This is a genomic window from Acidisoma sp. 7E03 (assembly GCF_054665075.1).
Window position 1 is genome coordinate 476177 of record NZ_BAAFHE010000001.1, and the last position, 26113, is coordinate 502289.

Annotated in this window: 29 protein-coding genes; 15 read left to right on the top strand and 14 right to left on the bottom strand. The window is 67.0% G+C overall.

Going from position 1 to position 26113, the window contains the following annotated elements:
* Positions 1–47: 47 nt before the first annotated feature.
* From hpnJ to ACYQ6W_RS02285, 3 genes are read right to left on the bottom strand one after another with little or no spacing between them, the layout of a single operon-like run.
* Entirely contained in the window at positions 48–1478 is a 1431-nt protein-coding gene (gene hpnJ, locus ACYQ6W_RS02275; RefSeq protein ID WP_459673317.1) for a hopanoid biosynthesis associated radical SAM protein HpnJ, read from the bottom strand.
* Entirely contained in the window at positions 1475–2677 is a 1203-nt protein-coding gene (gene hpnI, locus ACYQ6W_RS02280; RefSeq protein WP_459673318.1) for a bacteriohopanetetrol glucosamine biosynthesis glycosyltransferase HpnI, read from the bottom strand. The genes hpnJ and hpnI overlap by 4 nt, the downstream gene beginning before the upstream one ends.
* Before the next feature lie 58 nt (positions 2678–2735).
* Complete coding sequence (locus ACYQ6W_RS02285) at positions 2736–3365, bottom strand: ABC transporter substrate-binding protein (protein WP_459673319.1); 630 nt, start codon at positions 3363–3365, stop codon at positions 2736–2738.
* A gap of 346 nt (positions 3366–3711) precedes the next feature.
* Between ACYQ6W_RS02285 and ispH the strand changes: the two genes are divergently transcribed.
* The gene (gene ispH / locus ACYQ6W_RS02290) at positions 3712–4641 is read left to right on the top strand and encodes a 4-hydroxy-3-methylbut-2-enyl diphosphate reductase (RefSeq protein ID WP_459673320.1); all 930 of its coding nucleotides are present in this window, start codon (positions 3712–3714) and stop codon (positions 4639–4641) included.
* 20 nt (positions 4642–4661) lie between these two features.
* Entirely contained in the window at positions 4662–5837 is a 1176-nt protein-coding gene (gene hpnH, locus ACYQ6W_RS02295; protein WP_459673322.1) for an adenosyl-hopene transferase HpnH, read from the top strand.
* Here hpnH and ACYQ6W_RS02300 read toward each other — a convergent pair.
* The 5 genes from ACYQ6W_RS02300 to aspS all read right to left on the bottom strand — a co-directional run bounded on the left by ACYQ6W_RS02300 (position 5763) and on the right by aspS (position 10813).
* Entirely contained in the window at positions 5763–6446 is a 684-nt protein-coding gene (locus tag ACYQ6W_RS02300; RefSeq protein WP_459673323.1) for a phosphorylase family protein, read from the bottom strand. The genes hpnH and ACYQ6W_RS02300 overlap by 75 nt on opposite strands.
* 177 nt (positions 6447–6623) lie before the next feature.
* The gene (locus ACYQ6W_RS02305) at positions 6624–7832 is read right to left on the bottom strand and encodes an MFS transporter (protein WP_459673324.1); all 1209 of its coding nucleotides are present in this window, start codon (positions 7830–7832) and stop codon (positions 6624–6626) included.
* 28 nt (positions 7833–7860) lie between these two features.
* Positions 7861–8421, bottom strand: coding sequence for a cysteine hydrolase family protein (locus tag ACYQ6W_RS02310; RefSeq protein ID WP_459673325.1), 561 nt, complete (start codon positions 8419–8421; stop codon positions 7861–7863).
* 18 nt (positions 8422–8439) lie between these two features.
* Positions 8440–8886, bottom strand: a complete 447-nt coding sequence (locus ACYQ6W_RS02315; RefSeq protein ID WP_459673326.1) for a MarR family winged helix-turn-helix transcriptional regulator — start codon at positions 8884–8886, stop codon at positions 8440–8442.
* A 139-nt stretch (positions 8887–9025) separates the two neighbouring features.
* Positions 9026–10813, bottom strand: coding sequence for an aspartate--tRNA ligase (gene aspS, locus ACYQ6W_RS02320; RefSeq protein WP_459673327.1), 1788 nt, complete (start codon positions 10811–10813; stop codon positions 9026–9028).
* A 145-nt stretch (positions 10814–10958) separates the two neighbouring features.
* Between aspS and ACYQ6W_RS02325 the strand changes: the two genes are divergently transcribed.
* The 4 genes from ACYQ6W_RS02325 to glgX all read left to right on the top strand — a co-directional run bounded on the left by ACYQ6W_RS02325 (position 10959) and on the right by glgX (position 14389).
* Positions 10959–11252, top strand: a complete 294-nt coding sequence (locus tag ACYQ6W_RS02325) for a type II toxin-antitoxin system HigB family toxin (protein WP_459673328.1) — start codon at positions 10959–10961, stop codon at positions 11250–11252.
* Positions 11252–11626 carry a helix-turn-helix domain-containing protein gene (locus ACYQ6W_RS02330; protein ID WP_459673329.1) on the top strand — a complete coding sequence of 125 codons (375 nt, stop codon included), beginning with the start codon at positions 11252–11254 and terminating at the stop codon, positions 11624–11626. Before ACYQ6W_RS02325 ends, ACYQ6W_RS02330 begins: the two co-directional genes overlap by 1 nt.
* A gap of 84 nt (positions 11627–11710) precedes the next feature.
* Positions 11711–12010, top strand: coding sequence for a hypothetical protein (locus tag ACYQ6W_RS02335; RefSeq protein WP_459673330.1), 300 nt, complete (start codon positions 11711–11713; stop codon positions 12008–12010).
* A gap of 75 nt (positions 12011–12085) precedes the next feature.
* Positions 12086–14389 carry a glycogen debranching protein GlgX gene (glgX, locus tag ACYQ6W_RS02340; protein ID WP_459673331.1) on the top strand — a complete coding sequence of 768 codons (2304 nt, stop codon included), beginning with the start codon at positions 12086–12088 and terminating at the stop codon, positions 14387–14389.
* Between the two features lie 100 nt (positions 14390–14489).
* On the opposite strand, the gene ACYQ6W_RS02345 is transcribed toward glgX, so the two are convergent.
* On the bottom strand, positions 14490–14807 hold the full coding sequence (locus tag ACYQ6W_RS02345; protein WP_459673332.1) for a hypothetical protein: 318 nt from the start codon (positions 14805–14807) through the stop codon (positions 14490–14492).
* A 98-nt stretch (positions 14808–14905) separates the two neighbouring features.
* Positions 14906–15775, bottom strand: coding sequence for an NAD(P)H-binding protein (locus tag ACYQ6W_RS02350; protein ID WP_459673333.1), 870 nt, complete (start codon positions 15773–15775; stop codon positions 14906–14908).
* A 103-nt stretch (positions 15776–15878) separates the two neighbouring features.
* Here ACYQ6W_RS02350 and ACYQ6W_RS02355 point away from each other — a divergent pair, with 103 nt between their 5' ends.
* Positions 15879–16274 carry a winged helix-turn-helix transcriptional regulator gene (locus tag ACYQ6W_RS02355; RefSeq protein ID WP_459673334.1) on the top strand — a complete coding sequence of 132 codons (396 nt, stop codon included), beginning with the start codon at positions 15879–15881 and terminating at the stop codon, positions 16272–16274.
* Between the two features lie 42 nt (positions 16275–16316).
* A complete protein-coding gene (gene rnd, locus ACYQ6W_RS02360) occupies positions 16317–17540 on the top strand; it encodes a ribonuclease D (protein WP_459673335.1) in 1224 nt (407 codons plus the stop codon).
* A gap of 15 nt (positions 17541–17555) precedes the next feature.
* Here the strand turns inward: rnd and ACYQ6W_RS02365 are convergent, their stop codons facing one another.
* Together ACYQ6W_RS02365 and ACYQ6W_RS02370 are read right to left on the bottom strand one after the other, a co-directional pair.
* A complete protein-coding gene (locus ACYQ6W_RS02365; protein WP_459673336.1) occupies positions 17556–17993 on the bottom strand; it encodes a hypothetical protein in 438 nt (145 codons plus the stop codon).
* 136 nt (positions 17994–18129) lie between these two features.
* A complete protein-coding gene (locus ACYQ6W_RS02370; protein ID WP_459673337.1) occupies positions 18130–19356 on the bottom strand; it encodes an MFS transporter in 1227 nt (408 codons plus the stop codon).
* A gap of 111 nt (positions 19357–19467) precedes the next feature.
* On the opposite strand from ACYQ6W_RS02370, the gene der reads away from it, so the two are divergent.
* Together der and lexA are read left to right on the top strand one after the other, a co-directional pair.
* Positions 19468–20856: a ribosome biogenesis GTPase Der gene (gene der, locus ACYQ6W_RS02375; protein ID WP_459673338.1), complete on the top strand. Its 1389-nt coding sequence runs from the start codon at positions 19468–19470 to the stop codon at positions 20854–20856.
* Positions 20857–21071: 215 nt separating this feature from the next.
* Positions 21072–21821 carry a transcriptional repressor LexA gene (gene lexA, locus ACYQ6W_RS02380; protein ID WP_459673339.1) on the top strand — a complete coding sequence of 250 codons (750 nt, stop codon included), beginning with the start codon at positions 21072–21074 and terminating at the stop codon, positions 21819–21821.
* A 6-nt stretch (positions 21822–21827) separates the two neighbouring features.
* Here the strand turns inward: lexA and ACYQ6W_RS02385 are convergent, their stop codons facing one another.
* Positions 21828–22241 (bottom strand): type II toxin-antitoxin system VapC family toxin, encoded by a 414-nt coding sequence (locus ACYQ6W_RS02385; RefSeq protein WP_459673340.1) that lies wholly within the window; start codon positions 22239–22241, stop codon positions 21828–21830.
* A gap of 2 nt (positions 22242–22243) precedes the next feature.
* Positions 22244–22477, bottom strand: a complete 234-nt coding sequence (locus tag ACYQ6W_RS02390; protein ID WP_459673341.1) for a type II toxin-antitoxin system Phd/YefM family antitoxin — start codon at positions 22475–22477, stop codon at positions 22244–22246.
* A 140-nt stretch (positions 22478–22617) separates the two neighbouring features.
* Between ACYQ6W_RS02390 and ACYQ6W_RS02395 the strand changes: the two genes are divergently transcribed.
* The 5 genes from ACYQ6W_RS02395 (at position 22618) to ybgC (ending at position 26100) form a co-directional block, all read left to right on the top strand.
* Positions 22618–23370: a YebC/PmpR family DNA-binding transcriptional regulator gene (locus ACYQ6W_RS02395; RefSeq protein WP_459673343.1), complete on the top strand. Its 753-nt coding sequence runs from the start codon at positions 22618–22620 to the stop codon at positions 23368–23370.
* A 30-nt stretch (positions 23371–23400) separates the two neighbouring features.
* Positions 23401–23916 (top strand): crossover junction endodeoxyribonuclease RuvC, encoded by a 516-nt coding sequence (gene ruvC, locus ACYQ6W_RS02400; RefSeq protein WP_459673344.1) that lies wholly within the window; start codon positions 23401–23403, stop codon positions 23914–23916.
* Entirely contained in the window at positions 23913–24530 is a 618-nt protein-coding gene (gene ruvA, locus ACYQ6W_RS02405; RefSeq protein WP_459673345.1) for a Holliday junction branch migration protein RuvA, read from the top strand. Before ruvC ends, ruvA begins: the two co-directional genes overlap by 4 nt.
* A 77-nt stretch (positions 24531–24607) precedes the next feature.
* The gene (gene ruvB, locus ACYQ6W_RS02410) at positions 24608–25636 is read left to right on the top strand and encodes a Holliday junction branch migration DNA helicase RuvB (RefSeq protein WP_459673437.1); all 1029 of its coding nucleotides are present in this window, start codon (positions 24608–24610) and stop codon (positions 25634–25636) included.
* Positions 25636–26100, top strand: coding sequence for a tol-pal system-associated acyl-CoA thioesterase (ybgC, locus tag ACYQ6W_RS02415; RefSeq protein WP_459673346.1), 465 nt, complete (start codon positions 25636–25638; stop codon positions 26098–26100). Before ruvB ends, ybgC begins: the two co-directional genes overlap by 1 nt.
* Positions 26101–26113: the final 13 nt, after the last annotated feature.

The window sequence follows — 26113 nt, forward strand, 5'->3', positions numbered from 1 at the left end:
AAGCGGGTGAATCCCCGGCACAAGGCCGGGGATGACGGTGGTTCGACTCAAGCCGCGATCTTGTGGCGCTCGCGCAGGAACTGGAAGAATTCCACGCCTTCGCGCAGGCGGCGCACCAGCATCTGCCGGCTGCCCAGCATCTCCCAGACGATCGAGCCGATCTTCGAGCGGCGGAAGTAGAAGCGCTTGTAGAAGACCTCGACGTTGTCGAAGATTTCCTGGTGCGTCAGATGTTCGTAGCTCAGCGGCGCGATCTGGATGCCGCTTTCGTCGATCAGCTCGGCATGCTTCGCGTCCAGCCAGCCATTCTCCAGCGCCTGCTTGTAGAGCGCGGTGCCGGGATAGGGCGCCGCCAGCGAGACCTGGATGGTGTGCGGATTGATCCGGGTCGCGAACTGGATCGTCTCCTCGATCGTCTCCTTCGTCTCGCCCGGCAGGCCGAGGATGAAGGTGCCGTGGATCTTGATACCTAGCTCGTGGCAGTCCTTCGTGAACTGCTCGGCCACCTCGACCCGCATGCCCTTCTTGATGTTGTGCAGGATCTGCTGGTTGCCGCTCTCGTAGCCGACCAGCAGGAGGCGCAGGCCATTGGCCTTCAGCACTTCGAGCGTCTTGCGCGGCACGTTCGCCTTGGCGTTGCAGGACCAGGTGACGCCGAGCTTGCCGAGTTCGCGCGCGATTTCCTCGGCGCGCGGCAGGTTGTCGGTGAAGGTGTCGTCGTCGAAGAAGAATTCCTTGACCTGCGGGAAGTCCTTCATCGCCTGCTTGATTTCGGCGGCGACATGTTCCGGGCTGCGCACGCGGTAGCGGTGGCCGCCGACCGTCTGCGGCCACAGGCAGAAGGTGCAGCGGGACTTACAGCCGCGGCCCGTATAGATCGAGATATACGGGTGCATCAGATAGCCGATGAAATAGTCCTCGATCTTCAGGTCGCGCTTATAGACGTCGGTGACGAAGGGCAGCTGATCCATGTCCTCCAGGATCGCGCGGTCCTTGTTATGGACGATCTGGCCCGAAGCATCGCGGTAGGAGATGCCGTCCACCTCCGCCCAATCACGACCCTCGGCGATTTCCTTGATCGTGAAGTCGAACTCGTTGCGGGCGACGAAATCGACCGCGGTGGACGCGGCCAGGCTCTCCGCTGGCTGCACCGCCACCTTGGCGCCGACGAAGCCGATCTTCACCGCCGGGTTGGCGGCCTTCAGCTGCTCGGCCACCTTCACGTCGTTCTGGAAGGAGGGCGTCGAGGTGTGGATGATGACGAGGTCGCGGTTTTTCACGTCCTCCAGGATCGGCGCCATGCCCATGCGCGCAGGCGGCGCGTCGATCAGGCGGCTGCCGGGAACCAGGGCGGCGGGCTGGGCGAGCCAGGTGGGGTACCAGAAGGATTTGATTTCCCGGCGGGCCTGATAGCGAGATCCGGCTCCCCCGTCGAAACCGTCGAAGGAGGGGGGCTGCAGGAAAAGTGTCTTCATCATAACTGATTGATACCCCGAGTGAGCCGGCTTGACTTGCCGAACCGTAACTTGCCGAAGCTGAGCTTGCCAGAGCCGGCTTTCAACCGCCGCCGGTCTGCGGTGGCGGCCATGCTGCTGCCGCGCCAGACGACCCGATTGCCGAAATAACTGGTGCACAGCACCGCGAGAGAGAAGACCTCGCGGGCCGGCAGCAGCCAACCCGAGAATCCGCCGCGCCCGAGCTGCCCGGCAACGGCGCGGATGGTCCAGGCCCGCAGGCCCCAGACCACCGCGACCAAGGCGATCGGCCAGAGGGCGAAGCCCGAAAGCGGCCAGCTGAGCAGCGCCCAGAGCACCGGAAACTGCAAGACCGTCGTCGCATAGGTCACCGGCTCCAGCGCGCGGATGGTGCGTGCCCAGCGCAATTCGTGATGGAACAGAGCGCCCATCGTGTCTTCGGACACGGTGGTGACGACAAGGCCGGAGGCAAGGGCCACGCGCAGGCCGAGGCCGCGCACCAGCCGTCCGAGCACCGCATCATCGGCGAGATGCGGCAGCAGGGCCGGCAGGCCGCCGATGCGCATGAGCGTGCTGCGCCGGAGCGCGACCGCCGCGCCGAGACAATCCTGCCGCCCCAGCATGCGGCCGATGAGCACGCCGCCGAGGAAGAAGTGGTTGATCTGTGCGGCACCGAAGGCGCTGGCCGCCGTGAGACCCGTGGGCACGCCGGCATAGAGCGTCGTCGCCACGCCGACGCCCGGCGTCTCGACCGCCGCCACCATCCGTTCGAGGAAGTGGGGCCGCACATGGACGTCCGAATCGGCCATGACGATGATATCGTGCTTGGCCGCGGGCCACATGTTGATCAGGTTGGCGATCTTGCGGTTGCCGCCATGCTGCGTCTCGTCCACCACCAGCGTGATGTCGCGTTCGGGGAAGAGCCGGCGCACCCGCTCCACCACGGCGATCGCAGGATCCGCGCGGTCCTGCACGCCGAAGACGATCTGATAGGTCGGGTAGGACTGCGTGCAGAAGGAGACGAGCGCCGCCTCGAGCAGCGGCTCGTCCCCCTTCAGGGGCTTGAGGATGCTCACCGGCAAACGCTGCTCGGAGTCCGGCCGCGGCTGACGGCTGAAGCGCTTGAGCGCAGCCACCCCCGCCCCCGCCTGGACGAGCCCGGCGGCAGCCAGAACTGCGGTTGCGTCGGCGATCAGGGTCAAAACGGCGAAAGCTCCCGGAACGGCGTGGCGGACGGCGCGACCACTCGCGCCCAGGCGGTTACGAACTGATGGCCCCGGAAGACAAGGTCGAGACCTTCTGCTGCAGGCTGGCGATGAGCCGGCTCGCATTGCCGTCGGAGAGAAGCGATGCGAAGTCGGATCTTTGCACAGCTACTCTGCTTATCGTGCCATCGAGAAGGATGTCTTGTATTTTCCACGCACCACCGGCCTGACCCATGACGTAATCGATGCGCAGATTGTCGCCGGAGGGTTTGGCGAGCGCACTGGTGACGACCTGCTGCGCCCCCACTGCCCGCGTCGTCGGGGAAACGGAAGATACTTCGCCGTTATAGGAGTGAAAATTCGCGACGTAGGTCGCGACGATGAAGCTGCGGAAGACCTGCAGCAGCTTCTGCTGCTGCTCCGGCGGCAAGGTGCTCCAATAGGCGCCCACCGAGATGCGCAGGATTCGCGGCAGGTCGAAGACACGGTCCACGATCGGGGCCAGCGTCTGGAACCGCTGGAGGAAGGAGGCCTGATCGCCGGCCTTCATCACCGCGATCAAACCCTGGTTGAGCGCTTCCACCGGCGCGGTTACGGCGGTGGAGCCGGTATCGGCCCAGCCGACAGCCGGGGAAAGCGCCGTTGCACCGAACGCCGCCAGAAACACGCGCCTTGACGCCACCATCGCTTATCCTTGCGGCGCGGCCGCCGCCTCCAGAGTTAATGTGTCCGTCCCAGGCGGGCCATCCGCCCGCCCCCGATTTCGGGGCTCAGTCCCCGATTGTCATCGGCAGCTGCGGCAAATTTGCAGCACGGATCGCATCTCCGCCCGGGTTGTAAACAAGGGTCGTCCGAAAACAAGCCTCTCCGCCGCGGCACAGCTGCGTGAGGCTTGCCCTGCATCGCAGCAAAACCTTGCCGCCGTCCGATGAATTGCTTATCCCGTGAGGTGAATGGCTTGCGAGCCGAAGATTGCGGCGCCCCGCCCCGAAACGGGATGCGGCGCCGACCATTGGAGAAGACCTGACATCATGCGTGTCCTCCTGGCCCAGCCGCGTGGATTTTGCGCCGGCGTCGTCCGCGCGATCGACATCGTGGAGCGGGCACTGAAGAAATACGGCCCACCGATCTACGTCCGCCACGAAATCGTCCACAACCGCCACGTCGTCGAGGATCTGCGCCAGCGCGGCGCGGTCTTCGTGGACGAGCTGGACGAGGTGCCCGAGGGCGCGATCACCGTCTTCTCGGCCCATGGCGTCGCCAAGAAGGTGCAGGACGAGGCGGTGAGCCTCGGCCTACCCGTGATCGACGCCACCTGCCCGCTCGTCGCCAAGGTGCATGCCGAAGGCCGGCGCTACGCCGCCCAGGAGCGGGAGATCGTCCTCATCGGCCATGCCGGCCATGCTGAGGTCGAGGGTACGATCGGCCAGATTCCGGCGAAGGTCCATCTCGTCCAGACGGTCGATGACGTCGCGACCCTCGCGGTGAAGGACGAGGACAAGCTCGCCTACGTCACCCAGACCACGCTCTCGGTGGACGACACGCGCGGCATCATCCAGGCGCTGCAAGAGCGCTTTCCGACCATCATGGGCCCGGACGTCCGTGATATCTGTTATGCGACGCAGAACAGACAGCAGGCCGTCCGCGATCTCGCTACACAAGTCGACGTCATCCTCGTGGTGGGTTCGCGCAACAGCTCGAACTCCAACCGGCTGCGGGAACTGGGCGAGGAGCTCGGCTGCCCGTCTTACCTCATCGATGATGAAAACGGCCTGAAGGCCGAGTGGTTCGAGGGCGTCAGCCGCGTCGGCGTCACCGCCGGCGCCTCGGCGCCCGAAGTTCTCGTCCAGAACGTGCTCGACGGACTGCGCCGCTTCGGCGACGTCGAGGTCGGTCTGCTTGACGGCGTGCCCGAGGACGTGCGTTTCCGCCTGCCGCCTGAAGTCGCCGACGTCGCGTAACAACTAGGGGCTGACCACTTATGGGTGTTCCACTCAATCAAGCGATCCGCGTTGGCGCCTATGTCGTCAAGCAGCATCTCATCGGGCGCAAACGCTACCCGCTGGTGCTGATGCTGGAGCCGCTCTTCCGCTGCAACCTTGCCTGCAACGGCTGCGGCAAGATCGACTATCCGGCGCCGATCCTCAATCAGCGTCTCTCCTTCGAGGAGTGCATGGAGGCCGCCGATGAATGCGGCGCCCCGGTGGTCGCCATCGCCGGCGGCGAGCCGCTGCTGCACAAGGAAATGCCGCAGATCGTCGAAGGCCTGCTGAAGCGCGGCAAGTTCGTTTATCTCTGCACGAACGCCCTGCTGCTCGAGAAGAAGATCGACCTCTACAAGCCACACAAGAACTTCGCCTGGGACATCCATCTCGACGGCGACCGCGAGATGCACGACCACGCGGTGAGCCAGGAAGGCACCTTCGACGTCGCCGTTCGCGCCATCCAGGACGCGAAGAAGCGCGGCTTCCGCCTGTGCATCAACACGACGCTCTTCGACGGCGCACAGCCCGAGCGGGTCGGCAAGTTCATCGACCAGGCGATGGAACTGGGGATCGACGGGGTGATGATCTCTCCCGGCTATGCCTATGAGCGCGCGCCCGACAAGGAGCACTTCCTCAACCGCCAGAAGACCAAGGAACTGTTCCGCGGCATCTTCCGCTACGGGAAGGGTCGCAAGTGGAAGTTCAACCAGTCTGCCCTCTTCCTGGACTTCCTGGCCGGCAATCAGAGCTTCCACTGCACGCCCTGGGGCAAGCCGACGCGCAACGTCTTCGGCTGGCAGCGCCCCTGCTACCTGCTGGGCGAAGGCTATGCGAAGAGCTTCACCGAGCTGATGGCGACGACGGACTGGGATCAGTACGGCACCGGCAATTACGAGAAGTGCGCCGACTGCATGGTCCATTCCGGCTATGAGGCGACCGCCGTGATGGAAGCGATCAAGCATCCCATCCGTATGGCTGCCGCGGCCATCCGCGGGCCCAAGACCGAAGGCGCCATGGCGAAGGAGATCCCGCTCGATCGCCAGCGTCCCGCCGACTACACGGTCTTCAGCCGCCATGTGGAAGAGAAGATGAAGGAGCTAGAGGCGAAGGCTCCGCCCAAGGTCCGCGTGACGCGCAGCAAATCGTCCGAGGCCTTCGGCGCCGCGGATTAACGCCCGGCGCGCCCGGGCGGCATCTCGCCCGAGCGCGATCAGGCCGAGAATGTCGATGGGATGGCGGGCCAGCATGCCCGCCATTTTCATGGGCCGCACCCGTCCGGTTTCGTCCAGCGCTTCCACGGCCGCGGGTGGCAAGTTGCGGGTGGCCGGGTCACAGACCGCGCGCATCACGGCGAAGGGCACGCCACGCTCGGCCGCCACTTCCGCCACCACGCCGCTTTCGAGGTCGATCGCCGCCGCCCGGTAGCGCTGCCAGAGGCGCGCCTTTTCCTCGGCGCGCGCAACGACGGCCGTGCCGGCCAACAGCGAGTCGCAGGCATCCGCTTCCCCCTGCATCTGCTGGCGAAGTGTCTCATCGCAGGCGTAGCTGCGGTCCTCGCTGATGACGAGACGGGGTGCAAGCAGAACTCCGGCCTCGAGCGCAGGGTCGAGCCCACCGGCGAGACCGAAGCTGATCAGCGCCGTGGCGCCGTCCGCCACCAGGCGCTCCGCCATCCGCCGCGCGCCCAAGGGCAGGCCGCCGCCGATCGCGACGGCGCAGCCGCTGCGCTGGGCGATGCGGGCCTCGGACAGCATGCCGACGATGATTCCGATCTTTGTCATGAGGAAAGTTTTCGGTGCCTCATCGTCGAGCAGGTTAAAAGTTTCATATTTGAAACGGTTCATGATTGACGATATCAACCGACCATTCAAGGACTTCCTTGGTCAATATAGAAAAAAGGGGGAAACGCAAGGCGCCGTGGAGCCCGCACTTCGAATGTCCTGAAACGTCCGGAGGTTCTAGATGGCTCGGTTTTTTTTATGCATGAGCCACAGGCCCGCGCTCGCGGCGGCAAGGCCGGCCGCCGCCCCCACCAGCAGGGCGGCTCTTGGGCCCGCCGCATCCGCAATCCAGCCGGTCAGCGGCGCACCCAGTGGCGCGCCACCCAGCGCCACGGCGACGCGCAGGGCCATCATCCGCCCCCGCATGTCAGGCGCCGCCTCCAGTTGCATGAGGCTGTTGGTGCCGGTCGTGAAGATCAGCGCCGCGCAGCCGATCAGGGCCAGGCACACGGCGAAGACGGAGAAGCGCGGGATCAGCGCTGCCGGCAGGAAGCCGAGGCCGAACAGCGCCGCGGCAAGCACCAGGAGCCGCAGGCTCGGCTTCGGGCGAGTCGCGGCGAAGAACGCACCCGCGATGGTGCCGAGCGCCATCAGGGCGTTGAGCAACCCGTAGCCGGCAGGCCCCTGATGCAGCACCCGCGTCGCCATGGTGGCGACGAAGATCGGAAAATTCAGCCCGAAGGTGCCGATGAGGGCGAGCATGATCAGGCAACCCCGCAGCCGTGGCGCAGCCCAGGCGTAGCGCAGCCCCTCCAGGAAGCCTCCTCTGCCGCGCGCGGCCCGGGGTGCCGCGCGTAGCGCCGAACGGCGCAGCCGTAACAGGGCCAGGATCACGGCGAGGAAAGAGAGGCCGTTGATGAGAAAGGCGAGGCCGGCGCCGAAGCGCGCGATGACGAAGCCCGCAACCGCCGGACCCAGCATCCGCCCGGCATTGAAGGACATGGCGTTGAGTGCCACGGCATTGGGCAGATCCGCCCCGCCCACCAGCTCCGATACGAAGCTCTGCCGCGCCGGCGCATCGAAGGCGGCGGCGCATCCGCTGAGAAAGGCGAAGCCGTAGGCCTGCCACAACCGCACGGCGCCGCTCAGGATCAGAAGACCAAAGACAAAGGAGAGCAGCCCCATCGCCGCCTGGGTCAGGATCAGCAGGTGGCGCCGGTCGAAGCGGTCGGCGGCACTGCCGATCCAGGGCAGAAGCAGCAGCTGCGGCGCGAACTGCAGCGCGGTAACGAGGCCGAGCGCGGCCGCGCTGTGGTGCGTCAGCATCGTCAGCACCAGCCAGTCCTGGGCGATGCGCTGCATCCACGTGCCGATGTTGGAGACGAGGGCACCGGCCGACCAGAGCCGGAAGTTCCGATGCCGCAGCGCCCGGACCGCGGCCCGCATGGCCCCAGTCCCCGCTGGCAGCCCCGGCTCAGCCCATCGGCGGCAGCAGCGCCAGCACCTCCTCGGCCGTCCCGCGTTCACCGAGACGCGGGAAGATCCGCGCGATGCTGTTCTCATGCGCCTCGGGCCGGAGATCGGCCATGGCGTCGGTCACCAGGGTGATGTTGTAGCCGAGCTCCTGCGCGAAGCGGGCCGTGGATTCGACGCCGATCGACGTCGCAACGCCGAGCAGCACGATCTGGGTCACGCCCTTCGCCTGCAGGAAATCGTGCAGGTCCGTGCCGGTGAAGGCGCCCCAGGTCTTCTTCGTCACGCGGTGGTCGCCGGGTTGCGCGCCGAGGGCCGGCACCAGCTCGGCCCAGTCGGCCGGCAGGTCCGCCGTGCTGGTCGGCTGCTCGTTCCGGCCCGGCGCGCCGCCCGTGACGTTGACCCAGACGACCGGCAGGCCGCGGGCGCGGAAGGCATCGGCGAGCCGGCGTGCCTTCTCGATGATCGGCTCCACGGCCTGGGAGACCGGCAGGGCGACGATGCCCTTCTGCAAATCGATGACGACGAGTGCACTACGCGGATCGAGGGTGGTGACGGGCATCGGAAACTCCTCAGATTGTCATTCGACGAGCCGAGCCAGGAGGGGAAGGGCGGCGCCGAGCTGTCTCTGCTCCTCGGGGCTCAACCGTGCGGCGATGGCCCCGGCCAGCATGTCCTGCCGGGCGATCCGCCCCGCCTGCATCCAGGCGACGCAGCGCTCGGTCAAAGACAGCAGCGTGCGTCTGCCGTCGGCCGGGTCCGGCCGCCCCTGAACATGCCCCGCCGCTTCCAGGGCCGCGATGATCGCCCCCATGGATTGCGGCCGCATGCCCTCGGCGCGCGCCAAGTCCGAGACCGTCGCCTGCCCCTCGCTTTCGAGGCGCAGCAGCACGACGATCTGCGAAACCGGCATGTCCCCGACACCCGAGATCTCCCGCAGCCGGCGCTTCAGCCGGCCTGCGATGCGGCGGATCTCGGTGGCCAGCGCCTGAGCCGTGGCGTCCCCCCTCTCCTCCCGTTCGGTCATCCCTACCCTCTATCCGATAAAAAGCTAAACTACAAAGGTAACCTTCGTAATTGGACCCATGTCTGGAGCGTAGAAGCGACGATCCCCGCGGCCGAAGCGCGCGGGGATCGAAGGCACGGCCGGGTGCTCGGCGCAGCGCTCAGCTTTTGACGGCCTTGGGCGGCAGCACGATCTGCAGCGACAATTCGCGCAGCCGTGCCGGCTCCACCTCGGCGGGCGCGCCCATCATCAGGTCTTCGCCGCCCTGGCTCAGCGGGAAGAGAATGACCTCGCGGATATTGGGCTCATCGGCCAGCAGCATGACCATCCGGTCGATGCCGGGGGCCGAGCCACCATGCGGCGGGGCGCCATAGCGGAAGGCCTGCAGCATGCCGCCGAACCGCGCTTCCACCTCCTCCGCGCCGTAGCCCGCGATCTCGAAGGCGCGCAGCATGATGTCCGGCCGATGGTTGCGGATGGCGCCGGAGGACAGCTCGATGCCGTTGCAGACGATGTCGTACTGGAAGGCCTTGATGGTCAGCGGGTCCTGGCTGTTCAGCGCCTCCAGCCCGCCCTGCGGCATGGAGAAGGGGTTGTGGCTGAAATCGATCTGCCCCGTCTCCTCGTTCAGCTCGTACATCGGGAAATCGGTGATCCAGCAGAAGCGGAAGGCGTTCTGCTCGATCAGCCCGAGATCGGTGCCGAGCTTGGTGCGCACCGCGCCCGCGAACTTCGGCGTGACGTCCGGCTTGCCGGCGGCGAAGAAGACGGCATCGCCCGGGCCGACGCCGCAGGCCGCCGCGATGGCCGCCGCCCGGTCGGCTTCCAGGTTCTTGGCGATCGGACCCTTCGGCCCTTCGGCATCGAAGGTGATGTAGCCGAGGCCGCCCGCGCCCTCGGCGCGCGCCCACTCGTTGAGCTTGTCGAAGAACGAGCGCGGGTTGCCGCCTGCGCCCGGCGCCGGAATGGCGCGCACGATGCCGCCCGAGGCCGCGATCTTGGCGAAGAGGCCGAAGCCCGAGCCTGCGAAATGCTCGGTCACGTCGGTGATCTTCAGCGGGTTGCGCAGGTCGGGCTTGTCCGAGCCATAGGTGAGCATCGCTTCGGCATAGGGAATGCGGGGGAAGGCCCCCTCGGTCACCGCGCGGCCCTGGCCGAACTCCTGGAAGACCCCGGCCATCACCGGCTCCAGCGTCGAGAAGACGTCTTCCTGGGTCACGAAGCTCATCTCGAAATCGAGCTGGTAGAACTCACCCGGGGAGCGGTCGGCACGCGCTGCCTCGTCCCGGAAGCAGGGGGCGATCTGGAAATAGCGGTCGAAGCCCGCGACCATGGCGAGCTGCTTGAACTGCTGCGGCGCCTGCGGCAGCGCGTAGAACTTGCCGGGATGGTTGCGCGCCGGCACCAGGAAGTCGCGCGCGCCCTCGGGCGAGGAGGCGGTCAGGATCGGCGTCTGGAACTCGACGAAGCCCTGCTCCACCATGCGCCTGCGCAGCGAGGCGATGACCTGGGCGCGCAGCATGATGTTGCGATGGACCCGCTCACGGCGGAGGTCGATGAACCGGTATTTCAGCCGCAGCTCGTCCGGATAGGTCTGGTCGCCCGCCACCTGCAGCGGCAGCACGTCGGCGGTGGACTGCACCTCGAGCGTCTTGACGCGAATTTCGATGCCGCCGGTCGGCAGCTTCGGGTTGACGGTGGCAGGCTCGCGCAGCACCACCTCGCCCGTGACCGTGATCACGCTTTCGACGCGCAGGCCGTCGGCGATCGCGAAGCTCTCCGAGCCACTCGGCAGGACGATCTGGGTCAATCCGAAATGGTCGCGCAGGTCGATGAAGAGCAGGCCGCCATGATCGCGCTTGCTGTGAATCCAGCCGGAAAGCCGGACGGTGGCACCGGCATCGGTGGTGCGGAGCGCACCGCAGGTGTGAGTGCGGTAGGAATGCATGGGCGAAGGTCCTGGTGATCGACGGAAGGCGCGGGCGGCAACAAGGCGCGCAGGGGCAGGACTGTCAAGACATAGAGGCTTTCCCTCGCTCAAGAGAAAGCCATTTGGTTTGTTCCAAAAAATGGAACATGGTAAACATCACTCAATGCAGGTGATCGCGCTCCGTATGTTTCGTGATTTCTGGGAGAAGCATCCGGGGGCGGAATCGCCGCTACGGGCCTGGCATGCGCTAGTGTCCAAGGCAGACTGGTCCGGTCCCGCCGACATCCGGCGAATGTTCGGCACCGCCGATTTCGGCGGCGACAACCGCGTGATCTTCGACATCGGCGGCAACAACTATCGCCTCGTCGTGCACGTCGCCTATCGGCACCACCGCGTGCTGGTCAAATTTGTCGGCCTGCACAAGGATTATGATCGCATCGACCCGGAGACCGTGTGATGGACGTTCGACCGATCCGCACCGAAGCCGACTATGAGTGGGCCCTCCAAGAGATCAGCCCTTATTTCGACACCGAACCGCAGCCTGGCACGCCCGAGGCGGATCGGTTTGACGTGCTTGCGGCCCTGATCGAAGGCTATGAGCGTCAGCACCATGCCATTTCCGCGCCGGAACCGGTCGCCGTCGTCCGCTTCTACATGGAGCAGAACGGTTTGGGGCAAGCCGATCTGGCCGCGGTCCTCGGCTCCCGGTCACGCGCCAGCGAATTTCTCTCAGGGCGGCGCGGCCTCAGTCTTACCATGATCGGTGCCATCCGCGCGGCCTGGGGAATTCCGGCGGATTTCCTGATTGCTCCGATGGAGGAACTGGCCTGAACGGTGTGGCTGCCACGCTCATTGCGACCTTTCTGCGCCGCGCACCGCCGCTTATCCTCACGCGGTCGAGACGAGAGAGACACCATGGACAACGACTCCGGCTGGGCTGCCACGGAAATCACGCTTGTGACGCATGACCATCCAGGCGGCGACGAGCACCTGAGCCTGCCCTGCCGCTGGGTCGAACTCGTCCAGGCCTGGGATGGCGTGTCGGACGCCTATTTCCTCGTCTCCGGCATTCCGGATGCCGATCTGCCGCCGCATCCTTGGGCCTACCTCACCTTCCAGGACGTGAAGCGCAAGCAGCACCGCTTTCCCATCGGGCCCGTCACGCGGCAGGGCCATGCGCTGCGTCTCATGCGCAAGCCGCACGCGAAAGCCTGATCACCCTCTTTCGTTGCAGAACGCCTCCGCCGCCCCATCTCGCTGACATACAGCACAATCGATGGAGGATTGGGGATGGCTCTCTTCGGCAGCACCATACGGGAGGGCCTGCCCTATCCGCTGGGTGCCACCTGGACCGGCCTCGGCGTCAATTTCGCGATCTTCTCCGCGAACGCGACGAAGGTCGAACTCTGCCTGTTCGACGACACGGGCGAGACCGAACTCGAACGCATTCCGCTTCCGGAATACACGAACGAGATCTATCACGGCTTCATCCCGGATCTGCGGCCCGGCACCTTCTACGCCTATCGCGTGCACGGCCCCTACGCGCCGGAAGCCGGCCACCGCTTCAACCCCAATAAGCTCGTGCTCGACCCCTATGCCAAGGCGGTGGTCGGCGAGCTGACCTGGGACCACGCCCTCTTCGGCTATACGATCGGCCATCCTGACGCCGACCTCTCCTTCGACGAGCGGGACAGCGCCCCCTTCATGCCCCGCTGCCGGGTGATCGACCCCGCCTTTACCTGGGGGCAGGATCGTCCGCCCGCCATCCCGTGGGAGCGGACGGTGGTGTACGAGGCGCATGTCCGGGGTCTCACCAAACTGCATCCGGAGGTGGCGCCCGAAAGCCGCGGCACCTTCCGGGGCCTCGCCTCCCCGCCCATGCTGCGCCACTTCAAGCGCATCGGCGTCACCGCCGTCGAAATCCTGCCCGTCCATCGTTTCGTGGACGATTCCTATCTCGTGGACAAGGGCCTCACCAACTACTGGGGCTACAACACGCTGAGCTTCTTCGCCCCGGCCCGCCGCTACGCCCAGGTCGCGGAGACCGCCTATTCCGAATTCAAGGAAATGGTAGCCCGCCTGCATGATTCAGGCATCGAGCTGATCATGGACGTGGTCTACAACCACACCGCGGAAGGCAACGAACTCGGGCCTACCTTGTCCTTCAAGGGCATCGACAACGCGAGCTACTACCGCCTGCTGCCGGACCAGCCGCGCTACTACATCAACGACACCGGCACGGGGAACACCTTCAACCTCAGCCATCCGGCGGCCATCCGCATGGTGACGGACAGCCTGCGCTACTGGGTGACGGAGATGCATGTCGATGGCTTCCGCTTCGACCTCGGCACCATCCTGGCGCGCGAGCCGCACGGCTTCGACGAGCAGTCGGGCTTTCTCAAGGCGGTGCAGCAGGATCCCGTGCTCGGCGCCGTCAAGCTCATCGCCGAACCCTGGGATTGCGGCCCGGGCGGCTATCAGGTGGGTGGCTTCCCGCCCGGCTGGGCGGAATGGAACGACAAGTTCCGCGATACGGTCCGCGCCTATTGGAAGGGCGACGACGGCCAGATGGCGGAACTCGCCTCCCGCATGATGGGCTCGGCTGATCTCTTCGACCGCCGTGGCCGCAAGCCCTGGGCGTCGGTCAACTTCCTGGCTGCCCATGATGGCTTCACCCTCGCCGATCTCGTCAGCTACAACGACAAGCACAACGAGGCGAATGGCGAGGACAATCGGGACGGCCATTCCCACAATCTGAGCTGGAACTGCGGCGCCGAAGGCCCCACGGACGATCCGGAGATTCTCGGCCTCCGCGATCGCCAGATGCGCAACATGCTGGCGACGCTCTTCCTCTCCAAGGGAACGCCCATGCTGCTCGCGGGTGACGAGATGGGCCGCAGCCAGCAGGGCAACAACAACGCCTATTGCCAGGACAACGAGATCAGCTGGGTGTCGTGGGACAATGGGCCGCGCGGCGAAGCCCTCGCCCGCTTCACCTCCCGCCTGGCCGCACTCCGTCGCCGCTTTCCGATCCTCACCCGCGGCCGGTTCGTCAGCGGCCAGTGGGACGAGACGCTCGGCCTCAAAGACGTCACCTGGCTCGCGCCGGACGCGACCGAGATGGCGGACGATCAGTGGACCGATCCTATCGCGCGCTGCATGGGCGTGCTGCTCGATGGGCGTGCGCAGGAAACCGGCATCTATCAGCGTGGCCGCGACGCGACCCTGCTCCTCGTCGTCAACTCCTACCACGATCTGGTCGAATTCCAGCTGCCGGAGGTGGTCGGTGGACGGGAGTGGCGCCTGCTGATCGACACCAACCTGCAGGACGAGGCAGCCGAGCAGGAGCCGCTCTTCCCCTTCGAGCACGCCTATGGCGTGACCGGGCGGTCTCTGCTGCTGTTCGAACTGGTGCTGGATCCGAGCTACGAGAGCGCGCGGACGAAACGCCGTGCCGTGCATGTCCGGCCGGGCGCACCTGCCTCGCCGGCAGGAGCGGCGGAAGAGGCGCCGGTGTCCGACGCGGCCGCGTCGGAGGCGCCCGCGGAAGCGGAACCGGAACCGATGGAAACGGCGGAACCCACCGCCGGGTGACGAAAAAGCCGGCCGGAGGAACCTCCGGCCGGCTCTTCTTATCGGCATCCGGTCCGGGCGAAGACTGTCGGGGCCGAAACCCCGCCGCCCGTCGGATGGCTCAGTTGGCTTCGGTGAAGCCCGCGGTGTCGGCTTCCATCTTGCAGGCGTAGAAGCCGTGGCCCGCCTTCATGCTGCCTGGCTGCACCACCTTGTAGGTCTTGTGCACGCCGTCCGACCACACGATGGTATCACCCGGGCAATGATCCTGCGCCGCGGCGACGCTGGAGAAACGGTGATGCGCGCCGAGTCCGGTCGTCGCACCGTTGACCAGGCTTTGCTGGGAGGCGGATTGGGCGAAAGCGGCGCCGGAGACAGCAAGGCCGCCCATCAGGGTGGCCGCCGACAGCAGATGGCCGAAGCGCATCGTCTTCATCATGGTGTCTTCTCTCTGTTCTGGCCGCGGCCGGGCTGGCCGCTCACCGTGCGGACTTGGCATGAATCGGCCTTTTTGCAAGACCGCGCGGTGCCGGCCCGTCAGCCCGCGGCGAGAGCGGCCGCCAGGGTCTCGGCCAGCGGCGTGGTTGGCTGGCCGATGAGGCGGGACAACGTACCCGAGGCGTCGAACAAGGTGCCTCCCGCCGCCGCCGCGCTGCTATCGGCGACCAAGGCGGCGAAGGGCGCGGGCAGGCCCGCGCCCGCCAGCGCGGCCTCATACTCCGCCTGCGGCAGGTCCTTGTAGACCACCGGCTTGCCAGAGAGACGCGCGAGCGTCGCCGCAAATTCCGCCATGGTGAAGGCGCCGTCGCCCGCCAGTTCGAAGGCGCCGCTGGCGCCTTCCGCCATCACGGCGGCGGCGGCCGCCGCATAATCCGCGCGCGGTGCCGCCGAAATCCGCCCCTCCCCGGAGCTGCCGAGCACCACGCCATGGGCAAGCGCGGGTGCGATCGCACCGAGGTAGTTCTCGGTGTACCAGCCGTTGCGCAGAAAGGCATGCGGCACGCCGCTTTCGGCAAGCGCCGCTTCGGTATCGCGATGGTCGGCCGCGAGGCCGAGCGGCGAGGTCGGTGCATGCAGCACGCTGGTATAGGCGATGAAGGAAACGCTGGCCGCGACCGCCGCCGCGATGACCGCGCGATGCTGAGCCCGGCGGTGGGCGAGGTCGTTCGAGGAGATCAGCAGGACCCGGTCGATCCCCTGGACGGCGGCGGCGAGGCTGTCCGGCCGCTCGTAATCCCCGAGCCTGACCTCGACGCCCTGGGCGGCGAAAGCCGCTCCCTTGTCCGCGTCGCGTACCAGGGCGACGACCCGCGCGGCACCGACGCGGGCCACCACGCGCTCCACCACCAGGCGGCCGAGCTGGCCGCTCGCGCCCGTTACCAGAAGGCGCGGATGATTGTCAGACATGGAAACGATCCTTTATGGTCTCAGAATGAGACCGACCCTAGCCGAAGCCCGGATGGCCCGGAAGAAGGCAGCTTCCGGTACTCTGGTTACCTGGAAGGAACCGATGATCCGCGATCGTTTCAGCACCTGGAAAGCGCACGGCTTCGACGCCGGCAACTGCCCGGTCCGCCAAGTTCTCGACCGGATGGGCGACAAATGGAGCAGCCTCATCCTCTTCGCCCTGTCCGAAGAACCGCAGCGCTTCGGCATGCTCTACCGGATGCTGCCGGACATCTCGAAACGCATGTTGACGCAGACGCTCCGCAGCCTGGAGCGGGACGGGCTGGTGACGCGCCACGTCTTCCCGACCACGCCACCCGCCGTCGAATACCGCCTGTCGCCGCTCGGCCGCTCCTGCCTCGCGCCCCTCTCCGCCCTCGTCTCCTGGGCGGATGCGCACATGCCTGAGATCCAGGCGGCGCGCGCGCGGTTCGACGCGACGACGGCCGCCGCTGCCTGACCCCGGCTTTGACAGGCCCGGCGCTCCGGATAGAAAGGGATCATGCCGCGTCAGTCCCGTATCGAATTTCCCGCCCCGGTCTTCATCACCGACAGTCAGGTTCTGGCCGATCTCTGCGCCCGCCTGGCTGCCGAGCCTTTCATCACCATCGACACGGAATTCATTCGCGAGCGCACCTACTGGCCGGAACTCTGCGTCGTGCAGCTCGGCGGCGCGGCCGATGTCGCGGTGATCGACGCGCAGGCCGAAGGGCTGGATCTCGCGCCTCTCGGCGCCTTGCTCGCCAACGAGCAGGTCACCAAGGTCTTCCACGCGGCACGGCAGGACGTGGAAATCTTCCTGCTGATGTTCGGACAGACGCCCCGCCCGCTCTTTGATACGCAGATCGCGGCCATGGTGGCCGGTTTCGGCGATCAGGTCGGCTATGACTCGCTCGTCTCGGCCCTCACCGGCGCGCAGATCGACAAGAGCCACCGCTTCAGCGACTGGTCGGCACGGCCGCTCTCGGCGTCTCAGCTCGCCTATGCCGCGGCAGATGTGACGCATCTGCGGCTGGTCTACCAGAAGCTGCTGGCACGGCTTGAGCGCGAAGGCCGCGCCGACTGGGTGCAAGAGGAAATGGCCGCACTGACCGAGCCAAGCCTCTACCGCGCCGATCCCGAGACGATGTGGCAGAAGCTCAAGCTGCGTCCCAGCAACCGCCGGCAGGCCGGGCTGTTGCGCGCCATCGCCGCCTGGCGCGAGCGGGAGGCGCAGCGCGTCAACATCCCGCGCGGCCGCCTGTTGAAGGACGAGGCCATTCCCGAAATCGCCGCCCTCTCCCCGGATTCGCCGGAGGCGCTGCTGCGGGCGCGGGGCATCACCCGTGGCTTCGCCGAAGGCAAGAGCGGCGCCTCGCTTCTCGCCGCCATCGCGGACGCGCGGGCGCTGCCGGACGAGGCGCTGCCCACGCTCCCTGGGCGCGGAGAGCGCGAAGGTTCCCGCGCCTCCCCAGCCCTGGTGGCGCTGCTGCGCGTGCTCCTCGCCGCGAAGAGCGAGGAACATGGCGTAGCGCCAAAGCTGCTGGCCTCATCTGAGGATCTGGACCGGCTGGCGACCGAGACCGAGCCGGCCATTCCGGCAACCCATGGTTGGCGCCGTCGGATTTTCGGGGAGGACGCCGTGGCCCTGAAGGACGGCCGGATCGCCCTCGCGACCCGGGGAAAGCGGATCAGGCTCGTGCCGCTGCCGGGGCCGGACGAAGACGCGGCGCCGCCCACGGCCTGACGGCCGCGCACGCCCTCAGGCGTTGACCGGATCCGCCGTGCGCGACAGGACCTCGTCCACGTCGTGCTCGCTATGGTCAGCATTCGCACCACCCCGCTTGCGCGCAGGTGCGGCGCCCGTGCCGCGCGCGGCACGGCGCTCGAGGGTCTCGAGCTGCATGGTGAGCGCATCGACCTTCTCGGCGGCCTCGACATAGGCCAGGCGCAGGTCCTTGTTCTTCATCCGCAACGTCGAGTTGGCGCGCTCCAGCTTTTCGATTCGCGCGCGCAAGTCTTCCTTGCTCGCCACGGGGGTCGGCTTCACCGCGGCCCGGCGCGGCGCGCTCGCCTTCGCACTCCCCGCCTTGGCAGCGCCGCGGGGCGCGGAAGCAGCGGGCGCCGGCTTCGCACGCGCCGTCTTAGCAGCCTGGGAGCGGGCCAAGGACTTGGCCCTGGGGGTCGTTACGCGAGCCATATTTTCCCTCCATGATCGCGGACTCTGCACGCCTTACGCGTCGGCGGCATATGTGGATGCCTTCCCGCGGGGTCGAGGGTCTCTGTCTCAGATTTTATCGAAATGCGGTTGACCGAGGGCCGCGGCCCTCGGTGGGTCAAACGCCGCGATGCGCCTTGAGGGACGGGAGGAACATTGCGAGCAGCCCGATCGCCGGCAGGAACGAGCATATCTCGTATGTCGAAACGATACCGTAATGATCAGCGACCACGCCGATGGCGGCCGCACCAAGGCCGCCCATGCCGAAAGCCAAGCCGAAGAACAGGCCGGAGATGAGGCCGACGCGCCCCGGCACCAGTTCCTGAGCATAGACGATCATCGCCGGCATGGCCGAGGACAGGACGAAGCCGATGATGAAGGAGAGCACCACCGTCCATCCCAGGCCGACATAGGGCAGCACCAGGGTGAAGGGCAGGATGCCGAGGATGGAGACCCAGATCACCAGCTTGCGGCCGATCCGGTCGCCGATCGGGCCGCCAAAGACGGTTCCGAGGGCGGCCGCGCCGAGGAAGACGAAGAGCAGCAACTGCGCCGTCTGCACCGACACGTGGAACTGATGGATCAGATAGAAGGTGTAATAGCTGGAGATGCTCGCCAAGTAGAAAAACTTGGAAAAGACGAGGGCGATGAGGATGGCGAGGGTGACGACCACCCGTATCCGCGGCAGTGCCTCGTGCGGATGCAGCCCGACCTTGGGGCGCCGGCGGTTCATCGCCATGCGCTGCTGATACCAGCGCCCGACACCCCCGAGCACCACCATGCCGAGCAGCGCAATCCCCGAAAACCAGATGATGCTGCGCTGGCCGTGCGGCACCACGATGAAAGCGGCCAGCACCGGGCCGAGCGCCGTGCCGGCATTGCCGCCCACTTGGAAGACGGATTGCGCGAGCCCATGCCGGCCGCCCGAGGACAGGCGCGCGACGCGCGAGGATTCAGGATGGAAGATGGAAGAGCCGATGCCGATCATGGCGGCGGCCAGCAGCAGCATCTCGAACCGCCCGGCTTCCGACAGCATCACGAGCCCGGCCATGGTGAAGCCCATGCCGATCGACAGCGAATAGGGCTGCGGCTTCTTGTCCGTCACCATGCCGACGATCGGCTGGAGGAGCGAGGCCGTCACCTGAAAGACGAAGGTGAGCAGGCCGATCTGCACGAAATTCAGGTGGAAGGCGGCTTTCAGATTGGGATAGATCGCCGGCAGCAGGGACTGCATGGTGTCATTGAGGAAGTGCGAGAAGCTGATGGCCAGCAGCACGGCCAGCACCACGCTCTCCTGTCCGAAAGCGGGGGGCGCGGCGTTTCCGGCCTTGGCGCTGCTGCTCATCTGACACCTCTTTCCTGGACCCCGAGCGGAACCCTGCCCGTCTGACGCTGAGCACGCATTCCGGATACCCCCTTACCCGTACGTAACCTTAGGCAGTATTGCCCCCGACGCATGGAAACCCCGCTCGTCGTCATCGCCGGACGTCCCAACGTCGGCAAAAGCAGCCTCTTCAACCGCCTCATCGGGCGGCGTCAGGCGCTGGTCGCAGATCAGCCCGGCCTGACCCGCGACCGCTTGGAGGCCGTCACCCGCGTTGGCGGACGCACGATTCGCCTGACGGATACGGCAGGCCTGGAAGAGGCGCCGCCGGAGAGCCTCGCGGGACGCATGCGGGCCGGCGCCGCCTCGGTGCTGGAACAGGCGGACCTCATCCTCTTCGTCGTGGATGCCCGCAGCGGCATTCTGCCGCCCGATCAACATTTCGGCACCTGGCTGCGCCGGCTCGGCCGGCCGGTGCTTCTGGTCGCCAACAAGACGGAAGGCCGCGCCGGCTACAACAACGCGCTGGATGCCTATTCCCTGGGCCTCGGTGAGCCGCTGCTGGTTTCGGCCGAACATGGCGAGGGGCTCAGCGCCCTGATGTCGGCCATCGCCGAAGCCCTGCCGCCGCTGCCGGAGGGTGTGCGTGACCAAGGCGAACCCGAGGAGGATGAGAGGGAAGACGCGGAGGGCGATGCCCCCGACAAGCCGCTCCGCCTCGTCATCCTCGGACGCCCGAATGCCGGCAAATCGACGCTCGTCAACCGGCTGCTGGGCGAGGAGCGCATGCTGACGGGCCCCGAGCCCGGCATCACGCGCGACGCGATCGCCCTGCCCTTCACCGATCGGGACGGCCAGCAGTATCAGCTCGTCGACACGGCCGGCCTCCGCCGCCGCGCGCGGGTGCAGGACGAGATCGAGAAGATGTCGACCGGCGCCAGCATCGGCGCGATGCGCTTCGCCGAGGTCGTGGTACTGGTGGTCGACGCGGTCGACGGCTTGCACGACCAGGATCTGCAACTCGCGCGGCTGGTCGAGCGGGAAGGCCGGGCGATGGTCGTCGTGCTCAACAAGTGGGACGCGGTGGAAGATCGGGATGCCACGCGCAAGGCGGTGTCAGACCGGCTGGAGCGCAGCCTGGCCCAGCTCCAGGGCGTTCCGGTCGTCACCATGAGCGCCATGACGGGTGCGGCCGTCCACAAGCTCTTCCCCGCCGTGCGCCAGGTCTACGCAACCTGGAACAAGCGCATCGGCACGGCAGCCCTCAACCGCTGGTTCGAGGATGCGGTCAGCCGCCACCCGCCGCCGGCGGTGCAGGGCCGCCGACTCAAGCTGCGCTACGTGACTCAGGCACGCACCCGGCCGCCCACTTTCGTGGTCTTCGGCACGCGCGCGGAGGCGACGCCCGAAGATTACCGCCGCTATCTGGTCAACGGCCTGCGCGAGGTCTTCGACCTGCCGGGCGCGCCGATCCGGCTCGAGTTCCGCGGCACGGTGAACCCCTATGAGGATCGCGACTGAACCCTTGGCAGGGTCGCGTCATAAGTGCTTGGCGTTTTTACGCTTCCGCGCCGTTCACCATGCTTGACGCGGCGCGGAGCGACCTCCTAGAAGTGCCTCAAGTTTCTGCTTTGTTCGCCTTCTGCGGCTGATTTGTTCGCGAGGCACGGATCTGTTCCGTTCCGCGACGGGCGGCCTCGGGGGGCGGCGATGCCTTGAACGGCAGGGGGTTCCGCATGTTGACGCGCAAGCAGCACGAATTGCTGATGTTTATCGACCGTCATCTCAAGACCTCGGGCTACTCCCCGAGCTTCGACGAGATGAAGGAGGCGCTGAACCTGCGATCCAAGTCGGGCATTCACCGGCTGATCTCGGCCCTGGAGGAGCGCGGCTTTCTCAGTCGCCGTCATCATCAGGCCCGCGCGCTCGAAGTGCTGAGGCTGCCGGGCGATGGCCAGCCGGCCGTGACCCTGGCTGCGCGCAACGACGAGGCGGGAGCCGAGAGCGTCCGCCGGCCGGAAAGCGCGCCTGGCTTCGCGCCCACCGTCATCCAGGGTGATTTCTCCCAGCGCCTGCCCGGGCTGCGCACGCCATCGGACGCCAGCTCCGTGCAGCTGCCGCTCTATGGGCGCATCGCCGCTGGCCTGCCGATCGAGGCGATGCGCGATACCTCCACCTTCTTCGAAGTTCCCGCCGCCATGCTCGGCGCGGGCGAGCACTACGCCCTCGAAGTGGCGGGGGATTCGATGATCGACGCCGGCATCTGGGACGGTGACACGGTGATCATCCGCCGCGCCGAGACCGCCGAGAACGGCCAGATCGTCGTGGCCCTGGTGGACGATGCCGAGGTGACGCTGAAGCGGCTGCGCCGCCGCGGCAATTCGGTCGCGCTCGAACCCGCCAATCCGCGCCACGAAAGCCGTATCTTTCCGGCCGAACGGGTGCGCGTGCAGGGCCGTCTCGTCGCCCTCATGCGGCAGTATTGAGCGGGGTCACCAGATCGTCTGGACATGCGGATAGGCGTGGATGAGCCGATCCGCCGTCACCAGCGGGACGCCATACATGCGCGCTGTCGCTACGATGATCCGGTCCGCGGGGTCCTTGTGGAAGGTGCCGGGCAGTTGAACGGATTGGATGGCGATGTCGCTGTTCACGGGCACGAACCGGATACTTGGGATGCTTTCCACGGTTGCGAGCCAGTTGGTTATGTCCATTTTGAGCGTCAAACGTCCGCGGTCGACTAGCTGCGCGATTTCCAAGGCGGTTATTGACGAGACGATGATCGACGGATCGGCTGTCTCGGCCGGAGATGGAGGTTGAGAAAGATAGAGGACCGAACGGGCGTCCGCCGAAAGCTTGTCCACCTCATCCGCCAGCCACCAGAGGAGGACATGGGTATCGAGCATGATCACTTCAGCATATCCCAGTCATCTTCGCCCACAGGCTCGAAGGGATCGTCGTAGCGTAGAACCGACCCCCGCAGGACTTCAAAAGGATCGCGCACGGGCTGCTGATAGCGCCGGATCTCCAGTGTCGGCCGCCCGTTGTCGGTGATGACGATCGGCTCGCCGTCGGCCTCCACCTGCCGGAAGAACTCCAATGCCTTTGCCTTGAACTGGGATTTCGATACAGTCACTGTCATTTTATGACCCTGGTCACTGCCTATAGTCACACAGATATTCTGTTCCCCCCCCCACGAGCAAGCGCGCTTGACGCCGCCCCCTGGCTTGGCGGAGAGACCAGCGCAATCGTCACAATCCCCCGCCTTCCGGAGCCTTCACCATGGCCGGCCATAGTCAGTTCAAGAACATCATGCACCGCAAGGGCGCGCAGGACGCCCGGCGCGGCCGCCAGTTCGCCAAGCTCATCCGCGAAATCACCGTCTCGGCCAAGCAGGGCCTGCCCGACCCCGCTGCCAATCCGCGGCTGCGCGCCGCCATCCAGGCCGCGCGCAAGGAAAACATGCCGAAGGATACGGTCGACCGCGCCATCAAGAAGGCCTCCCAAGGCGGCGGCGGTGGCGAGGACTATGTGGAAGTCCGTTACGAGGGCTATGGCCCGAATGGCGTCGCCGTCATCGTCGAGGCGCTGACCGACAACCGCAACCGCACCGCCTCCGAAGTGCGGGCGGCCTTCAACAAATATGGCGGCGCGCTGGGGGAGACCAATTCCGTCAGCTTCATGTTCGACCGCCTCTCCGTCATCCGCTATCCGGCCGCGGCGGCCTCGGCCGACGATATGCTCGACGCCGCGATCGAAGCGGGGGCCGACAACGTGGAAAGCACCGAGGAATGGCACGAGATCACCGGCGCGCCGGAAAGCCTCGCCGCCATGCAGGACGCGCTCGAAGGGCGCTTCGGCGCCTCAGACACCGCGAAGTTCGACTGGCGGCCGCGCACCAGCGTACCGCTGGATGAAGAAGCGGCAACCTCGGTGCTCAAGCTGCTCGACGTGCTGGACGAACTGGACGATGTGCAGAATGTCTATGCCAACTTCGATCTACCCGAATCGGTGCTGCAGAAGCTTTCCGCCTGACCTCTCGCCGCGAAGGACCTCACCCTGGCCTTGATCCGCATCCTTGGCATCGACCCGGGCCTTCGCTTCACCGGCTGGGGCGTGGTGGAGGCGGAGGGCAACCGCCTGCGCCATGTGGCTGACGGCGTGGTGCAGACCGACAGTGCCGAGAGCGTGCCGGAGCGCCTGCGTGTCCTGCATGACGCCTTGCTCGCCCTGATCGAGGCGCATGCGCCCCAGGAAGCGGCGGTCGAGGAGACCTACGTCAACACCAATGCGACGGCGACGCTCAAGCTCGGCTATGCCAGGGGCGTCGCCCTTCTGGCGCCTGCAGTGGCCGGGCTGACGGTCGCCGAATACGGTGCCAAGACGGTGAAGCTCTCGGTGGTCGGCACCGGCGGCGCCGACAAGAACCAAGTCGGGCTCATGGTGCGGCGCCTGCTGCCCGGCGCCACCCTCCGCCGGGCCGATGCGGCGGACGCCCTGGCCGTCGCCATCTGCCACGCCCATCACCGTGCCAGCCGCAACGCCTGGAGCAAAGCCGCGATCCTCGCGAGGCCCGCATGATCGGCAGCCTGCGCGGCACGGTCGAGTCTCAGGACGAGGGCCATTGCGTCATCGAGACCGCCGGCGGCGTCGGCTATCTCGTGCAGGCCTCATCGCGGACGCTCGCCAGCCTGCCGCCTTCCCCCGCCGTGGTGCGCATTCTGGTCGAGACCTTCGTGCGCGAGGACGCGATCACTCTCTATGGCTTCGCCACAGGGGCCGAACGCGCCTGGTTCCGGCTGCTCACCACCGTGCAGGGCGTGGGGCCGAAGGTGGCGCTCGCCATCCTCTCGGCCCTCTCGGCGGATGAACTCTCCTTCGCCATCGCGAGCGGAGACCGGTCGGCGCTCGGCCGCGCTTCCGGCGTCGGGCCGAAGCTTGCGGCGCGCCTCGCCCTCGAACTCAAGGAGAAGGCCGGCACGCTGGCCTTGCCGGTGAGCCTCGCCGAGGGGATCGCCGCACCCGTGGCCGGCGGTCCGGCGGGCCCCTTGGACGACGCGCTCTCGGCCCTGATGAACCTCGGCTACCGGCGCCCCGAGGCCCAGGCCGCCCTGAATCGCGCGGCGGCGCGGCTGGGGGATGAGACGGACGTCGCCGTCCTCATTCCCGCGGCGCTCAGGGAACTCGCCCGATGAGCCAGCGACCGCGCAAGAGCCGCGCCGAAGCCGCCTCCGAAGAGCTGGACGACCGGCCGGTCTCGCCGGTGCGCGCCATGGAAGATGCCGGTGAAGCCAGCCTTCGCCCGCAGACGCTCGGCGATTTCATCGGCCAGGAAGGCAGCCGCCAGAACCTCGCGGTGTTCATCGAAGCGGCGCGGGCGCGCGGCGAAGCGTTGGACCACGTGCTGCTGCACGGGCCGCCCGGCCTCGGCAAGACGACGCTGGCCCAGATCGTGGCGCGGGAACTCGGCGTCGGATTCCGCGCGACCTCGGGTCCGGTGATCCAGAAGGCCGGCGACCTCGCGGCGATTCTGACCAACCTACAGCCGCGCGACGTGCTCTTCATCGACGAGATCCATCGCCTGCAGCCGGCGATCGAGGAAGTGCTGTATCCGGCGATGGAGGATTTCCAGCTCGATCTGGTCATCGGCGAAGGGCCGGCCGCACGCAGCTTGCGGATCGACCTGCCGCCCTTCACCCTGGTCGGCGCCACGACGCGCTCCGGCCTGCTCGCCACCCCTTTGCGGGATCGGTTCGGCATTCCCCTCCGGCTCGTGCTCTACACCCCCGCCGAACTCACCGTCATCGTGGCGCGCGGCGCGCGGTTGCTCGGCTTCGATCTGACGACCGAAGGGGCGGAAGAGATCGCCCGGCGCAGCCGCGGCACGCCGCGCATCGCCGGCCGCCTGCTGCGCCGCGTGCGGGATTTCGCGGCCGTCGAGGGCCGCCCGCAGGTCGACCGCGCGATCGCGGACGCGGCGCTGACGCGGCTCGAAGTCGATCATCGCGGGCTCGACGCAATGGACCGGCGCTATCTACGCCGCATCGCCGAGCATCACGCAGGCGGCCCGGTGGGCGTCGAAACCCTCGCCGCCGCCCTCGCCGAGGCGCGGGATACCTTGGAAGACGTGATCGAGCCCTATCTCATCCAGGAAGGGCTGATCCTGCGCACCAGCCGCGGCCGCATGCTGGGCGAGCCCGGATGGCGGCATCTCGATCTCGCGCCGCCGCCGATGTCACCCGAACAGAAAGCCCTGCTCATGCCCGACCTGTTCACCGGAAGCCCGCGCAGCGAGGGATGATGACCGCAGCCGCGCCGCTCTCCGGCGGCATCCACCGCTACCCCGTCCGCGTCTATTTCGAAGACACGGACGCAGGGGGCATCGTCTACCACGCGAACTACCTGCGCTTCGCCGAGCGGGCGCGTACCGAAGCCCTGCGTGCCATGGGCCTGCCCCATTCCGAGATGATGTTGCGACACGGCATGATCTTCGTGGTGCGACGCGTGGAGTTGGACTATCAGCGCCCTGCCCGGCTCGACGACTCGCTCGAGATCGAGACGAGCACGCTTTCGGTGGGAGGCGCTTCCGCCCGGCTGCAGCAGCGTGTGGTGCGGGGCGGCGAGACGCTCGTGATCGTGGATGTGACGCTCGTCAGCGTCAGGCAGGAGACGGGACGCGCCGAGCGCATCCCGGCGGCTTGGCGCGATGCGCTGACGGCAATGGCTCAAGCCCGGGACGATGCCCGGGTGCAGGACGTTAATTAGAGGGGTTCGGTAT